At 43.8% G+C, this 14,877-nt stretch carries 12 protein-coding genes; 10 read left to right on the plus strand and 2 right to left on the minus strand.

From position 1 onward, the window contains the following. Positions 1 to 8 precede the first annotated feature (8 nt). Positions 9 to 773: a M23 family metallopeptidase gene (locus DW251_RS07230; protein WP_021870830.1), complete on the plus strand. Its 765-nt coding sequence runs from the start codon at positions 9 to 11 to the stop codon at positions 771 to 773. 116 nt (positions 774 to 889) lie between these two features. Further along, positions 890 to 1,351: a CBS domain-containing protein gene (locus DW251_RS07235; RefSeq protein ID WP_021870831.1), complete on the plus strand. Its 462-nt coding sequence runs from the start codon at positions 890 to 892 to the stop codon at positions 1,349 to 1,351. A 260-nt stretch (positions 1,352 to 1,611) separates the two neighbouring features. Here DW251_RS07235 and DW251_RS07240 read toward each other — a convergent pair whose 3' ends face one another. Further along, positions 1,612 to 2,742 carry an MFS transporter gene (locus DW251_RS07240; protein ID WP_118300583.1) on the minus strand — a complete coding sequence of 377 codons (1,131 nt, stop codon included), beginning with the start codon at positions 2,740 to 2,742 and terminating at the stop codon, positions 1,612 to 1,614. A 570-nt stretch (positions 2,743 to 3,312) separates the two neighbouring features. On the opposite strand from DW251_RS07240, the gene aspS reads away from it, so the two are divergent. The 6 genes from aspS (at position 3,313) to DW251_RS07270 (ending at position 10,650) form a co-directional block, all read left to right on the plus strand. Then, positions 3,313 to 4,644: an aspartate--tRNA(Asn) ligase gene (gene aspS, locus DW251_RS07245; RefSeq protein WP_118300651.1), complete on the plus strand. Its 1,332-nt coding sequence runs from the start codon at positions 3,313 to 3,315 to the stop codon at positions 4,642 to 4,644. Positions 4,645 to 4,735: 91 nt separating this feature from the next. After that, positions 4,736 to 5,029 carry an Asp-tRNA(Asn)/Glu-tRNA(Gln) amidotransferase subunit GatC gene (gene gatC, locus DW251_RS07250; RefSeq protein ID WP_118300584.1) on the plus strand — a complete coding sequence of 98 codons (294 nt, stop codon included), beginning with the start codon at positions 4,736 to 4,738 and terminating at the stop codon, positions 5,027 to 5,029. 11 nt (positions 5,030 to 5,040) lie between these two features. Then, positions 5,041 to 6,510, plus strand: coding sequence for an Asp-tRNA(Asn)/Glu-tRNA(Gln) amidotransferase subunit GatA (gatA, locus tag DW251_RS07255; protein WP_118300585.1), 1,470 nt, complete (start codon positions 5,041 to 5,043; stop codon positions 6,508 to 6,510). Positions 6,511 to 6,523: 13 nt separating this feature from the next. Beyond that, positions 6,524 to 7,963 carry an Asp-tRNA(Asn)/Glu-tRNA(Gln) amidotransferase subunit GatB gene (gatB, locus tag DW251_RS07260; protein WP_118300586.1) on the plus strand — a complete coding sequence of 480 codons (1,440 nt, stop codon included), beginning with the start codon at positions 6,524 to 6,526 and terminating at the stop codon, positions 7,961 to 7,963. A gap of 231 nt (positions 7,964 to 8,194) precedes the next feature. Continuing rightward, the gene (locus DW251_RS07265; protein WP_118300587.1) at positions 8,195 to 9,484 is read left to right on the plus strand and encodes an aminotransferase; all 1,290 of its coding nucleotides are present in this window, start codon (positions 8,195 to 8,197) and stop codon (positions 9,482 to 9,484) included. A gap of 638 nt (positions 9,485 to 10,122) precedes the next feature. After that, a complete protein-coding gene (locus tag DW251_RS07270; protein ID WP_118300588.1) occupies positions 10,123 to 10,650 on the plus strand; it encodes a nitroreductase family protein in 528 nt (175 codons plus the stop codon). A 20-nt stretch (positions 10,651 to 10,670) separates the two neighbouring features. Here DW251_RS07270 and DW251_RS07275 read toward each other — a convergent pair whose 3' ends face one another. Next, positions 10,671 to 12,272, minus strand: coding sequence for a PucR family transcriptional regulator (locus DW251_RS07275; RefSeq protein ID WP_118300589.1), 1,602 nt, complete (start codon positions 12,270 to 12,272; stop codon positions 10,671 to 10,673). Positions 12,273 to 12,455: 183 nt separating this feature from the next. Between DW251_RS07275 and DW251_RS07280 the strand changes: the two genes are divergently transcribed. Continuing rightward, positions 12,456 to 13,328 carry a DUF2877 domain-containing protein gene (locus tag DW251_RS07280; protein ID WP_118300590.1) on the plus strand — a complete coding sequence of 291 codons (873 nt, stop codon included), beginning with the start codon at positions 12,456 to 12,458 and terminating at the stop codon, positions 13,326 to 13,328. Beyond that, on the plus strand, positions 13,315 to 14,871 hold the full coding sequence (fdrA, locus tag DW251_RS07285) for an acyl-CoA synthetase FdrA (RefSeq protein WP_243034897.1): 1,557 nt from the start codon (positions 13,315 to 13,317) through the stop codon (positions 14,869 to 14,871). The genes DW251_RS07280 and fdrA overlap by 14 nt, the downstream gene beginning before the upstream one ends. Positions 14,872 to 14,877 lie beyond the last annotated feature (6 nt).

Genomic DNA, 14,877 nt, shown 5'->3' on the forward strand with positions numbered 1-14,877 from the left:
GATAAAAGGTGAAAGATAAAGTAAATCAGATGTTCAAAGATAAGCTTTTTCTGGTGATGATGGTGATCGGCCTGCTTACGGCGGTAGCAGCAGTAGGTGTACTTACGGTCAGCAACACAGATGAAAAGGGACAGAGCCCTTATCTGGAAGTGCCGGGAGGAGAAATTATCGCACAGGACGGTGTTCCTGAAACTGCACAGAAGGAAGAAAAGGCAGAAGAAAAAATTTCTGAGATCGAAGCGTCAAAGGTACCACAGGAAAGTTACGCACAAAAAGAAGAGAAAAATCCAAACACCAAGGATGATCTTGCAGCAGAAGCAGGTGCAGGAAAACAGGCAGCCAAAGCTCTGGTATTAAATTTTTCAGATACCAGTGTCCTTACCTGGCCGGTGCGGGGGAATGTGATCCTGGATTACAGTATGGACCAGACGATTTATTTCCCCACTCTGGACCAGTTTAAATGCAATCCGGGCATTGTGATCCAGGCAGAGGTCAGTGATCCGGTGGCAGCCCCCGCAAATGCAAAGGTGCTGGAAGTAGGTTCCAATGAAGAGATCGGCAACTTTGTTGTGCTGGATCTGGGAAATGAGTACACTGCTACCTGTGGGCAGCTAAAGGAAATTTCCGCTGTTCCAGGTGAGTATCTGGAAGCAGGGCAGATCTTAGGATACGTGGCAGAACCTACAAAATATTATTCCGTAGAAGGTGTGAATGTATTTTTTGAATTAAAACATCAGGAAAAAACACTGGATCCACTGGATCAGATGGAGTAAAGATCAGATAAAAGAGATCAGATCAACAATTTAAGAAAAATGTTAGAAATTATTCACTGAAGCTTCAGAGCCTTAAGGTATAATCCTTTTAGAATAATAACAAAAGGAGCATCGAGATGAACATTTTATTTTTCCTGACTCCTAAAAGCGAAGTAGCTTATATTAGTGAGGAAGATACCTTAAGACAGGCTTTGGAAAAGATGGAGTACCACAAATATTCTGCCATCCCCATTATCAGCAGAACAGGCCGCTATATCGGAACTCTGACAGAAGGAGATCTGCTTTGGGGCATCAAAAATCAGTACCATCTGGATCTGAAAGGTGCGGAGAAGATCCCCATTACAGCCATCAAGCGCAGACTGGACAACCGTCCGGTAAAGGCAGACGCAGATATGGAAGACCTGATCGGAAAAGCGTTAAACCAGAATTTTGTGCCTGTATTAGATGACCAGAAATGTTTTATCGGTATTATTACACGAAAAGACATTATCCAGTACTTTTATAAAAAAAGCCAGCAGCCGGAGGAAAAGTGGCCTAAACGCCAGAAAGAAGAAAAGTCAGAAACAGTTGTTGGATAAAATGCATAAAAGAAAAAAGACAAAAATCGAAACTTTGTGCACACTTTTTGAGGATCCTATGCTATTATAATAGGCGTAACCCCCCAATACATTATATAGTTTTTGCTACACCCCATAAGAAACGAAATACCTTCTCCTGAGAAAGACCGGTTCCCCGACCGGTCTTTTTCGTGTCTTGAAATACCAAAGAAACACAGGAAAATGAGGACGTTATGAAAGTTCAAAAAATCCCCGCCGGTCAAAGACGGGGAAAATATTTATTATTCTTCGTTTAAGTTTTTTACAGCGATACAGAATATCAGCATTCCCACACAGGAAATAATATTCATTGCCATACCCATTTTCAGTCCCGCAATGTTGGAGACAATACCAATGATCCATGGCATCAGGATGCCGCCAAAGCTGGCAGCCGGGAGTAAAACACCGATGCTGGCTACGCTGGTCATCTTTCCGGCACAGGCAACGGCAGTTGGGTTCATGCCGGCCATGGAAAAAGCAAAGGCGAAAAGCAGGAGAATAGCAGCTACCTGGTTGTTTGCCATCATCAGTCCAATGTAAAATACGGTACAGCCAATGCCCATTTTGATCATGGCTGTGTATGGATTTTTAAGAGGGAATACAAAGGCAATCAGAAGTCTTCCGATCAGTGTGGCAGTCCACATAACAGTCACGGTGTAGGCGCTTAAAGTACCGGATAAAATGCCGCTTCCCTTAAAGTAAGTTACCAGCCAGCCGTTTACGCTGGTCTCTGCTGCGTTCTGGCAGAAGATAAGTCCTGTAAGGAGCCAGAAACGTTTGCTTTTTAAAAATCCCCAGTCTGTTTTTTCTTTTTTTCCAGCTGTTTTCTTTTCAAATGGTGTCAGATGGAAAATGATCCACATGATAAGTCCTAAAAAGCCTAAAGTAAACATGGGAACTACAGGTCCGATCAGTCCGGCCCCGGCAATTACAAAGGGGCAGATCAGAGCTCCTAAGGCATAACAGGAATGCATGATGTTCATGCCTTTTGCACGGTTTTCAGAATGGTTGCTTACCAGGATGGTACACATATTGATAACGCTTCCCTTGGCAAAGCCGATCAGAAGGAAAGAAAGCACCAGAATGCTCATCCAGCCGGAAATCCCTAGCCACAGATATCCCAGTTCATAACCTGCGCTTAGTGTAATAATAGTGGCTTTAAGTCCGATCTTTGCAGGAAGGACTCCGGTGGCAAAACCTGCCATCAGATTTCCAATACTCATAATAGACAAAAGTGTGCCGGTTACATTGTAGTCAAATCCATAACGTTCCTGCAGCAGGCTTACTATAATACCGCTGCTGATGGAGCAGATGCCGCTTAGGAAAAAGGCAATGAAGCCTGACATCTGTAGTTTTTTGTCAAGAGAATTCATAAAAGAGGGCCTCCTGTCTGCTTCGCAGCCGCTTATTTTTTCTTCACGTATGAGATTGTATCATTTGTCAATTATATCGTCAATGAAAGGACTGTATTTTTAAAAACCAACAAAAATCAGACAAATATGAAAAAACATCTTGACTTTCTGCTTTCTGAGTATTAATTTATAAAACAAATAAAAAACAGCAATGAAAGAGACTCTTGTCTGAGAAATGTAACAGGAAGGGGGCGTCACCGACTGAGAGCGCCGCCGCGCAGGACTGGGCGAAGGGAACACTCTGGAGCTGGTATATCGAAGCGGCTTTGCCAGAAGGGGATGCAACCGGCTGGCAGGACTGATAGTAGGTATATCCGTGGCATACGTTACATGCGAAAAAGAGGAGAAGTCTTAAGAGCATCCTGAAGATTTCTCAATGCGGGTGGTACCGCGGGAAAAGAAGATCCCGTCCCGGAATACAGCAAATGTGTTCCGGGGCGTTTTTTTATATAAATTTATATAAAAATCTCCGGAACCGTAAGATGTACATTTAATGTTTAATGTACACCCTTGGGAAGGAGAATAAATATGATGGAATTTGTAGAAGGCGTCAAAGAAAAAGAAACTCTTGGAATCGCACAAATCTTAGAAGGATCCTATGAAGGAAAAAAGATCCGTATGAACGGTGCTGTACACAATGTCCGTGACATGGGCGAGGTGGCTTTTGTGATCCTGCGGAAGGCAGAAGGACTGGTGCAGTGCGTATACGAAGAAGGCGTCACAAATTTTGATATCCATGATCTGAAAGAAGAATCAGCAGTAGAAGTTCTTGGTACTGTTAAGGCAGAAGAAAGAGCTCCTCATGGTTTTGAGCTGCGCTTAGAAGAGATCAAAGTATTATCCCAGCCCGCAGAGCCAATGCCGATCCCCATCAGCAAATGGAAAATGAACACATCCCTTGAAACAAAGCTGGCCCTGCGTCCGGTATCACTTAGAAATGTAAGAGAACGTGCAAAATTTAAGATCCAGGAAGGCATTGTAAGAGGCTTCAGGGATTATTTATTTACCCAGGGCTTTACAGAGATCCACACACCAAAGATCGTAGCAAGAGGTGCTGAAGGCGGATCTAACGTATTCAAATTAAACTATTTCAACAAAAAAGCAGAATTAGGCCAGAGCCCCCAGTTTTACAAACAGACCATGGTAGGCGTTTATGACCGTGTATTTGAAGCAGCTCCTGTGTTCCGTGCAGAAAAGCACAACACTACCCGTCATTTAAACGAATATACCAGCCTGGATTTTGAAATGGGATATATTGACGGTTTCGAGGACATTATGGCAATGGAGACCGGATTTTTACAGTACACTATGGCTCTTCTTGAAAAAGAGTACAAGAAGGAACTGGATATGTTAGGTGTCACACTTCCGGATGTAAGTAAGATCCCCGCAGTCCGTTTTGACAAAGCAAAAGAGCTGGTAGCTGAAAAATACAACAGGCGGATCAGAAACCCATATGACTTAGAGCCGGAAGAAGAACTTCTCATTGGCCGTTATTTTAAAGAAGAATACGGCAGTGATTTCGTATTTGTTACCCATTATCCATCTAAGAAACGTCCATTTTATGCTATGGATGACCCGGCAGATCCGAAATTTACATTAAGCTTTGACCTGTTATTTAAGGGTCTGGAAGTGACCACAGGCGGACAGCGTATTCATGATTATGGCGAGATCCTTAAAAAAATGGAAAAACGTGGCATGGATCCGGAAGACATTGCCTCTTATCTGATGATTTTTAAATATGGAATGCCGCCACATGGCGGACTGGGAATCGGCTTAGAGAGACTGACCATGCGTCTTTTAGATGAGCAGAACGTAAGAGAGACAGCGCTCTTCCCAAGAGATGTAACAAGACTGGAACCATAGATCATAAGAAAAACTTATAAAAAATTCCAAAAACTTCTTATATATAGTTGCATTTATATAGAAGAAACAGGTTCAGAAAGGAAACGAAACCATGGCAAATGTGATCAGTGACGAGACCATAGAGTATGTAGGCATTCTGGCAAAGCTGGAGCTTTCACCGGAAGAAAAAGAAGAAGCAAAAAAGGATATGGGAAGAATGCTTGACTATATCGATAAATTAAATGAACTGGATACAACTGGCGTAGAGCCTATGTCCCATGTATTTCCTGTCAATAATGTGTTCCGTGAAGATGTGGTGACCAACGGGGATGACAGAGATGAGATACTTGCCAATGCACCTGCAAAGAAGGACGGAGCCTTCATGGTGCCTAAGACAGTAGAATAGGAGGCGGCCAGATGAGTATATTAGATTTAACAGCCCTGGAACTGGGAAAGAAGATAAAGGCCGGAGAGATCACTTCTCCACAGGCCACAGAAGCAGTGATCAAGCAGATCAAGGCAGTGGAAGAACAGGTTCATTCTTATGTGACTTTAGACGAAGAAGGAGCCATGAAGCGTGCAAAAGAGGTTCAGGCCCAGATCGAGGCAGGAACACTGACAGGTCCACTGGCAGGTGTACCGGCTGCTATTAAGGATAACATGTGTACTAAGGGCATGCGCACTACCTGCAGCTCAAAGATCCTTGAAAATTTTGTGCCAACTTATACAGCAGAGGCTGTTTTAAACCTGGAAAAAGCAGGAGCCGTTATTCTTGGAAAGACAAACATGGATGAATTTGCTATGGGAAGTACCACAGAGACTTCCGCTTATGGCGTGACCCGCAATCCATGGAATACAGAACATGTACCTGGAGGCTCTTCAGGCGGCTCCTGTGCAGCTGTAGCAGCTAATGAGTGCTTTTATGCATTAGGTTCTGATACAGGCGGTTCTATCCGTCAGCCAAGTTCCTTCTGTGGCGTTACCGGCATTAAACCCACCTACGGAACTGTATCCCGTTACGGCCTCATCGCCTATGGTTCTTCCCTGGACCAGATCGGACCGGTTGCAAAGGACGTTTCCGATTGTGCAGCGATTCTGGAAGCGATTTCTTCCCATGATTTAAAAGACAGCACTTCCATGGCCCGTACAGACTGTGATTTTACCTCTGCATTAAAGGATGATGTAAAGGGAATGAAGATCGGTATCCCGTCAAGCTATTTTGGTGAAGGGCTGGATGAGGAAGTAAAGGCAGCCATTTTAAAGGCAGCAGATATTTTAAAGGAAAAAGGCGCTATTGTAGAAAACTTTGATTTAGGTTTGGTAGATTACGCTATTCCTGCTTATTACGTCATTGCTTCTGCAGAAGCAAGCTCCAACCTTTCACGTTTTGACGGTGTAAAATATGGCTACCGCACCAAAGAATACGAAGGTCTTCACAACATGTATAAAAAGACACGTTCTGAAGGCTTCGGGCCGGAAGTAAAGCGCCGTATCATGCTTGGCTCTTTCGTATTAAGCTCCGGTTATTATGACGCTTATTATTTAAAGGCCCTGCGCACCAAGGCTCTGATCAAGAAAGAATTTGATAAAGCTTTTGCAAAATATGACCTGATTCTGGCTCCTGCATCTCCTGATACAGCACCAAAGCTGGGAGCTTCCTTAAGTGATCCATTAAAAATGTATCTGGGTGATATTTATACGATTTCCGTTAATCTGGCTGGTCTTCCTGGAATGACCGTTCCATGCGGCATGGACTCTAAGGGTCTTCCGATTGGAATGCAGCTGATCGGTGACTGCTTTAAGGAAAAGAACATTATCCGCGCAGGTTATGCATTTGAGTGTACCAGAAAATATGAAATGCCTAAGCTGGCAAAAGTATCTGACTGAGGAGGAGTAAGCCATGAGTAAACAGTATGAGACCGTCATCGGTCTGGAAGTCCATGTAGAACTGGCAACAAAGACGAAAATATTCTGCGGCTGCTCTACCGCTTTCGGAGGAGCGCCAAATACCCATACATGCCCGGTGTGTACCGGTATGCCCGGTTCTCTGCCTGTATTAAATAAACAGGTGGTAGAATATGCCATGGCAGTAGGTCTGGCTGCAAACTGCCAGATCAACCAGTACTGCAAATTTGACCGTAAAAACTATTTTTATCCTGATAACCCACAGAACTACCAGATCTCACAGCTGTACCTGCCTATCTGCCACGATGGCTGGGTAGAGATCGAAACAGAGTCCGGCGTAAAGAAAAAGATCGGTATCCATGAGATCCATATGGAAGAGGATGCCGGCAAGCTGGTCCATGACGAGTGGGAAGACTGCTCTTTAGTTGACTACAACCGAAGCGGTGTTCCGCTGATCGAGATCGTTTCTGAGCCGGATATGAGAAGCGCAGAGGAAGTCATCGCATATCTGGAAAAGCTTCGTCTGATCATCCAGTATCTGGGAGCTTCTGACTGCAAACTTCAGGAAGGTTCCATGCGAGCTGATGTAAACTTATCCGTCCGTGAAGTGGGCGCACCGGAATTCGGCACTAGAACAGAGATGAAGAACATTAACTCCTTTAAGGCTATTGCACATGCCATTGAAGGAGAAACAAGACGCCAGATCGAGCTGATCGAAGATGGCAAGAAGGTCATTCAGGAAACAAGACGTTGGGATGACAACAAGGAAAGTTCCAAGGCTATGCGTTCCAAGGAAGATGCACAGGATTACCGTTACTTCCCGGATCCGGACCTGACACCCGTTGTGATCAGTGATGAGTGGATCGCCCGGATCAAGGCGGCACAGCCAGAGCTTCGTACCGAGAAAATGGCTCGTTATATCAGCGAATTCGGCCTGCCTCAGTATGACGCGGAGATCCTTACAAACTCCAAGCATATGGCAGATGTATTTGAGGAGACCGTAAAGCTTTGCGGAAAGCCAAAAGATGCATCTAACTGGCTGATGGTAGAAGCCATGCGTTTACTGAAGGAACATGAAATGGATCCGGATGATATGGGCTTTTCACCTGCAAACCTGGCAAAGCTGATCCAGATGGTAGCAGCAGGCGAGATCAACCGTACAGTAGCAAAGACCGTATTTGAAGAGATCTTTGAGCATAATGTGGATCCGGCTGTTTATGTTGAAGAAAAGGGCTTAAAGGTAGTAAATGATGAAGGCGCCTTAAAGACCACCATTGAAGGCATTCTGGCGGCAAATCCGCAGTCCGTAGCCGATTATAAGGGCGGAAAAGAAAAAGCTATAGGCTTTTTGGTAGGACAGACTATGAAGGCTATGAAGGGCAAGGCAGACCCTGGAATGGTAAATAAGCTGTTAAAGGAGCTGTTAGCGCAGTAAAAACTGAAAATCAGTTTGCACAGTCAAATTCCCCGGTTTACCGGGAAATTTACTGAGCTATAAGTAAAAATATATGCGGTGTATTTAAACATAAGCAAAGCTTTTGACTTCATAAGGAAATTTTGTGTTGACGGAATAAATACTTTGGTGTATATTTTATAGCAATGAAAGAAAATGTGTTTATGGCACTGACATATGTCTGCCTTAAGAACACATATAGAGGAGGAAATTATGAAGCCGTATGCAGAGATGACCAAAGAAGAACTGGTAGCCCTTCGCAAAGACCTGAAGGCAAAGTATCACGATTTTCAGACAAAAGATCTGAGACTGGATATGTCCAGAGGTAAGCCAAGCGCAGATCAGCTGGATCTGTCCATGGGCATGATGGACGTGCTCAGCAGTGATGATGACCTGACCTGTGAAGATGGTACAGACTGCCGTAACTACGGAGTGCTTACCGGTATTGATGAAGCAAAGGAACTTCTGGCAGATATGATGGAGGTTAATCCTTCTACCATTATCATTTATGGAAACTCCAGCTTAAACGTTATGTATGATACGGTTTCAAGAGCCATGACCCACGGAATTATGGGAAATACTCCATGGTGCAAGCAGGATAAGATCAAATTCCTCTGCCCGGTTCCTGGCTATGACCGCCACTTTGGAATTACCGAGTATTTTGGCATTGAGATGATCAATGTTCCTATGACTCCAGAAGGTCCTGATATGGATATGGTAGAGGAACTGGTTTCCACTGATCCTGCCATCAAAGGTATCTGGTGCGTTCCGAAGTATTCCAACCCACAGGGATATTCCTACTCTGATGAAACAGTACGCCGTTTTGCAAGACTGGAACCGGCTGCACCTGATTTCCGTATTTTCTGGGATAATGCATACGGCATCCATCACCTGTATGACCATGACCAGGATCATCTGATCGAGATCCTTGCAGAGTGCAAGAGAGCCGGAAATCCAGACCTGGTTTACAAATTTGCATCTACTTCCAAGATCAGTTTCCCAGGTTCCGGTATTGCAGCCATTGCTACTTCCCACAACAACCTGGAAGACATCAAGGCTCAGTTAAAGCACCAGACCATCGGCCATGACAAAGTAAACCAGCTGCGTCATGTACGTTTCTTCAAGGATATTCACGGAATGGTAGAGCATATGAGAAAACATGCCGATATCATCCGTCCGAAGTTTGAAGCTGTAGAAGAGATTCTGGAAAGAGAGCTGGGCGGTCTTGGTATCGGCGAGTGGACTAAGCCAAAGGGCGGTTACTTTATTGCTTTTGATTCCTTAGATGGCTGTGCAAAAGATATTGTAGCAAAATGCAAGAAAGCAGGTGTTGTTATGACCTCTGCCGGAGCAACCTATCCATACGGAAAAGATCCTCATGATAGCAATATCCGTATTGCACCAACCTATCCTCCTCTGGGCGATTTGATTGTGGCTACAGAGCTGTTTGCACTGTGCGTAAAGCTTTCCAGTGTTGAGAAGCTGTTAAAGGGAATGGAGTAAACCTAGTACATCGTTTTCAAAATAACTATACCACTCACTTGTCTGCGGATCTGATTGCACAGGCCTAAAAGCCTCAGCGTAGCCCGCTACGCCTGCGTTTTTAGACCTGCACACTCAAATCCGCATCCTACGTGATTAGTACAGTTATTTACGAAACGATGTACTAGTTATCTATTGATTTTTAATCAGTATTTTGGTCTAGTTTTACTAGAGATATAGTATACTATATCGGGTGGGCTAACACCTGATCATTCAGGTAGAGATACTGGGAGAATGATTCAATCCGAAATATAGATCAGACGAATGAGCTGATGGTTGGCGGACAACGAAAAAATTAGCCATAAAGAAGAGAGTACATTTACGCTGCGGTGTATCGGCCCTCTTCTTTATTTTTTCTTTTATGGTGGGGGAATGATAAACATATGAATATGTGGCTAAAAAAGTTCCGCTAAATAAATTTAATTTTCCAGAAAACTTAAAAAATAAGATAAGTTTAGAAGAATATCGGTCAAAATAAGGGCAGTATTCCAGAATGAAAAACTCCACAATTTCTGTCTCTCTATTTTGGGAACATTTCCCGCGTTCATTTGCTATAATAATCTTAAATAAAATAAGAGATGGAAGAGAGGCAGACCATTATGAATAAAGAAATGTTAGAAGCAATGAAAAACAGAAGATCCATCCGCAGTTACAGAAAAGATCTTATGATACAGGAAGATGTACTTCAGGAGATATTAAAGACTGCTACCTATGCGCCTACAGGTGGAGGAAGACAGTCCCCGGTGATCATTGCGATCAAGGATAAAGAAATGCGGGATCATATTTCAAAGCTGAATGCCCAGATCATGGGAGACAAAGACGCAGATCCATTTTATGGAGCTCCTGTGATCGCCCTTGTTTTAGCAGATGGCAGCCGCAGCACCTGGGTAGAAGATGGGACCAATGTGCTCTGTTATCTGATGCTTGCAGCAAAAGCCTGTGGTGTTTCCAGTGTCTGGGTACACAGAGAAAAAGAGATTTTTGAAAGTGAAGAAGGAAAGAAACTTTTAAAACAGTGGGGACTTTCTGAAAATTTAAAAGGTGTAGGTGCGGTTGCTCTTGGATATAGTACAGGCGAGGAGCCCCAGGCAGCTCCCCGCAAAGAGGATTATATCCTGGAAATTTAATCAGCCTGACCTGATGACTATTAAAATCTGACTTTCACTTTATACAGATATATTGCCGCCTCCAGCAGGAAATGATCTTTCCTGTCATGGAGGTCTTTTTTTGTGATCTCCTGGATATTTTTGATCCGGTAGGCGATGGTGTTATAATGTGTAAACATTTCTTCTGATATTCTTTTTACATTTCCGGCGTATTCAAAATAATAATCCAGTGTTTTTATAAGATCCGAATGCTTTTGATGGTCATTTTCAATCAATGGCCCCAGTATTTCCTGTACAAACTGGCTGGTTTCTTTTTCCGGGTCAGCAGCATAGAGAAGGCGCAGAAGACCAAGATCTTCAAAACCAAAGACAGTCTGTTCATTGATCATTGCGGTACGCAGGGCAGTACGGGCCTCCGTGTCACTTTGGATGATCCCGCGGATGCCGGGATGAGGACGGCCGCATCCTGCACACAGATGCAGATCCGGATATTCAAGGGACAGAGAGGATATAAGCTTTGGAACATGGCGGGCCAGCTGTTCTAACTCAGAACTGGTGGCAGGGGCATTTAACAGGATCAGATAATCATCAGAAGCGGGAACGATCCGTACGTCCAGTCCCAATTTGGAAAAAACAGACCGTATATTGCCCATAAGAAGGGTATGCTGGAAGTTTTTCCTGTACTGGTTTTTCTCTTCCGGATTCTGGGTCTTTAAACGCAGGATCAGGTGGTCATCAGAAAGGTTCAGATGGAATTCATCTGCCCGGGTCTGTTCTAACTGGTGGTCTACGATCGGATCTGACAGAAGATGGAGCAGGAAGCTGGCAAAAAGAGAATCACCCCGTTCCCGGATGCTCTGCTCCCGTGTGATCTCTAAGGGGATCGCAGACAGAACCTGGGATAAAAGCTCTGGTGAAAGGGCCGGTGACTGAGCCGGATCATAAATATAGAGACAGCCATAGGAATGTTCACCCAGAGTCAGATCATGAGAAACGGACATGTGGATAAACTGATTGATCATCTGGGTCTCAGAGTCAGCCTTAAAAATGGAACGGTCTTCTTCCTTCAGACAGATACTGTGACGGCTGTTTACGCTGTCTACAATCAGGATACTGCCGCCAGTCAGTTTTGAGATCATAGAAGCTATTTCATCCAGATCAGCACCTTCTGTAATAGTCTGTGTCAGCATCTGGTTTACAGAAAGGGTATTCTGCAAAAGAGCAGTCCTTCGCCTTGTAAGCTCATTGGAAAGTACCTTGGTAATATGGGAAAACTGCATATCAGGTGGAAGGACGATAAGAGGAAAATCTGCTTTATCTGCCTGTTCTATCATAAAAGCAGGAACCACATTGTTTAAATACTGGGAAGGTTTGATACAGAATGCAGCCATCTGATTGCGTACCAGGTTTGGGATATACGCAGCCAGGGCAGCCGGATCTTTGTAAACGGAAAAGCAGGTGGAGATCATCAGTTCACCAGGAGAAATCCACTGTGCATAGTCCGGATTGTCGCTGAGGTTGATACCGGAAACAATACGGTCAAGTCCCCCTTTGCCGGCAGCAACGTAGCTGGTGGAAAAAATAGGAAGTTTTAAAAGTTCCTCTACAGTTGGGTAATAGGATTCTTCAATATAATTTATCATAACGTACACCCCCGAAAAATATGATCTGCAACGCTTACCAAAATTATAGAGTTTTTATTGTGAACAGTCAACATAGAAAATGAGAAAAACGGTGATTATAATATAAAACATAACAAAGATAAACGCAAACAATGAAAACGGCTTTGTTGATATTCATTAAATGATGGAAAGGAAGAGATCAAGGTGAAGGTACAGATCAGGATATGCAGACATCTGTATAACATGCTGAAAGAAGCACCTGTAAAGGGAATGTTACATTCCTGTTTTCGCAGTTCCATGAATATGGTGTGCCAGTATGGAATGATCACATTTCTTGCAAAAGGAAAAAGCCTTCAGCCTTTTTCTATCTGTCTTGAATGGAACGGAGATTTTAAATTAATAGAAGAAATGCTCCGTTTGAGAGGAACAGAGCTGCAGTTAAGTGATCAGGGACTCTGGATCGGGAATTTTCAGTTATTTGAATTTGAAATAACACAGATTCTGGATCTAAAAAAAAGTCAGACAGAAACCTTAAAGCCCGGAGCAGCAAACTTTATCCGCAGTTTCCTGGAACATCAGGAAGATAAAGGAATCCATAGGCTGATCGAAGGCAGAAAAGAGGAAGTGTTTTCCTCATTTCTGGCTCCAAGGATTGAGGCTTTCCGCCAGGCAGTCCAGGAAGGAAACATGGGATCTGCGGTGCTCACAGCAGAACAGATGGCCGGATGCGGGCCGGGACTTACGCCTTCGTCTGATGATTTCCTTTGCGGATATGTGGCATCCTGGCCGGATGAAAAACCATGGAAGGGCTTTTTAAAAGAGATTACAAATGCAGCAGCGTTAAAAACCAATGATATCAGCGGATCTTTGTTGAAACATGCAGGAGAAAATATGTTTTCAGAAGATATTTTACAGCTTTTAAAAGGATTTGAAAGCTGTGATCCGGCACTGATACGTACAGCATTAAAGCGGGTATCCAGTTTTGGAAGCAGCTCAGGCTGTGATTTTCTCACCGGCATGTATTATGGTGTAATCGACAGTAATAAGATGGGAGGAAACAGATGTGGTAAAGCTTGAAGTCAGAAAAAATACCTATTATGATTCTGTAACACTGATGATCATATCCAAGGATGTGAAAAATCTGCCAGGTATTACAGAAGCTCTTGTAGGTATGGGAACCGATCTGAACAGGGAGATCGCAGGAAACCTGGGACTGGATACGGAAGGATTTGAAGAAGTAACAGCCAATGATTTCTTTGTGGCAGCAAAATGCGATGATGAAGATTGCTTTAAAAAGGCAGTAGAGAAGGTAGATGAACTGCTGAATAAGAAAGCAGAAAAGAGTAAGGCAGAATATTTCCCGCCTACACTGGATGGAGCAGTAAAAGTAGAAAAAAATCTGAATATGGCAGTGATCTCTGTTCCGGGACGTTTTGCAGCAGATGTGGCAAAGGATTGTCTGGATCGTGATATCAACGTAATGCTTTTCAGTGATAATGTGACCATCGAGGAAGAAAAAGCACTGAAAGAATATGCAGTTTCAAAAGAACTTCTGATGATGGGACCTGACTGTGGCACAGCAGTGATCAATCATGTGCCTCTTGCATTTGCAAATGTGATCAAGCCAGGAAAGATCGGTCTTGTATGTGCTTCCGGTACAGGCGCACAGGAAGTTTCAACCATTATTGATCAGTTAGGAGAAGGTGTTTCCCAGCTGCTTGGTACAGGCGGAAGAGACTTAAAGGCAGAGATTGGCGGTATCATGATGAAGCAGTGTCTGAACGCCCTGATCGAAGATCCAAAAACAGAGATCATTGTACTGGTATCCAAACCTCCGGCAAAAGAGGTAGAGGACCAGATCTTAAAGATCGCAGCAGAAGCCGGAAAACCGGTCGTTGTATGTTTCATTGGCGGTGACAATGAAAAGATCAGAAAAGCAGGTCTTTATGCAGCCGTTTCCCTGGAAGATGCAGCCCACAAGGCTGTGGCACTGGCTAAAGGAGGAGAAGTTACCGATTTTGAAGAATTTTCCATGGGAAAGGATCAGGCTGAAAAGCTGGCAGCGGAAGAACGTGCTGGAATGATCCAGGGACAGAAATATGTAAGAGGCCTTTATACAGGCGGAACCATCTGCGATGAGGCAATGAAGCTTCTGATCGGAAGCATGAAGCATATTTATTCCAATATTCCTTTAAGCCCTGAGGACAAGCTGGAAAATGCAAGAAATGGCCGTTCAAAGGAAAATACTTTCCTTGATTTTGGAGATGATGAGTTTACAGTAGGACGTCCTCATCCAATGATCGATCCATCTTTAAGAGCAGAACGTGTAGTTGAGGAAGCAAAAGATCCTGAAACAGCGGTGATCTTAGTTGACTGTGTGATCGGATATGGATCTCATGAAGATCCGGCAAAGGATCTGTCTGATGCCATCCGTAAAGCGAAAGATCTGGCAGCCAAAGAAGGACGTTATCTGTCAGTAGTAGCCACTGTATGTGGTACAGAAGGCGATCCACAGAGCCGTACCGCTACTTCCCTTCAGTTAGCAGGAGCAGGTGCGATCGTACTTCCTTCTAATGCACAGGCAGCAAGATTTGTACAGCTGATCACAGAAAATCTGTAAAGAGGA

This window comes from Clostridium sp. AM22-11AC, from assembly GCF_003473545.1.
Classification (GTDB): Bacteria; Bacillota; Clostridia; order Lachnospirales; family Lachnospiraceae; genus Enterocloster.

What these genes read in the sequence shown, in the direction of transcription:
- DW251_RS07265 (WP_118300587.1), top strand. Translation starts at nt 8,195, where the DNA reads ATGAAGCCGTATGCAGAGATGACCAAAGAAGAACTGGTAGCCCTTCGC.
- gatA (WP_118300585.1), top strand. Translation starts at nt 5,041, where the DNA reads ATGAGTATATTAGATTTAACAGCCCTGGAACTGGGAAAGAAGATAAAG.
- gatC (WP_118300584.1), top strand. Translation starts at nt 4,736, where the DNA reads ATGGCAAATGTGATCAGTGACGAGACCATAGAGTATGTAGGCATTCTG.
- DW251_RS07240 (WP_118300583.1), bottom strand. Translation starts at nt 2,742, where the DNA reads ATGAATTCTCTTGACAAAAAACTACAGATGTCAGGCTTCATTGCCTTT.
- gatB (WP_118300586.1), top strand. Translation starts at nt 6,524, where the DNA reads ATGAGTAAACAGTATGAGACCGTCATCGGTCTGGAAGTCCATGTAGAA.
- DW251_RS07235 (WP_021870831.1), top strand. Translation starts at nt 890, where the DNA reads ATGAACATTTTATTTTTCCTGACTCCTAAAAGCGAAGTAGCTTATATT.
- aspS (WP_118300651.1), top strand. Translation starts at nt 3,313, where the DNA reads ATGGAATTTGTAGAAGGCGTCAAAGAAAAAGAAACTCTTGGAATCGCA.
- DW251_RS07275 (WP_118300589.1), bottom strand. Translation starts at nt 12,272, where the DNA reads ATGATAAATTATATTGAAGAATCCTATTACCCAACTGTAGAGGAACTT.
- DW251_RS07270 (WP_118300588.1), top strand. Translation starts at nt 10,123, where the DNA reads ATGAATAAAGAAATGTTAGAAGCAATGAAAAACAGAAGATCCATCCGC.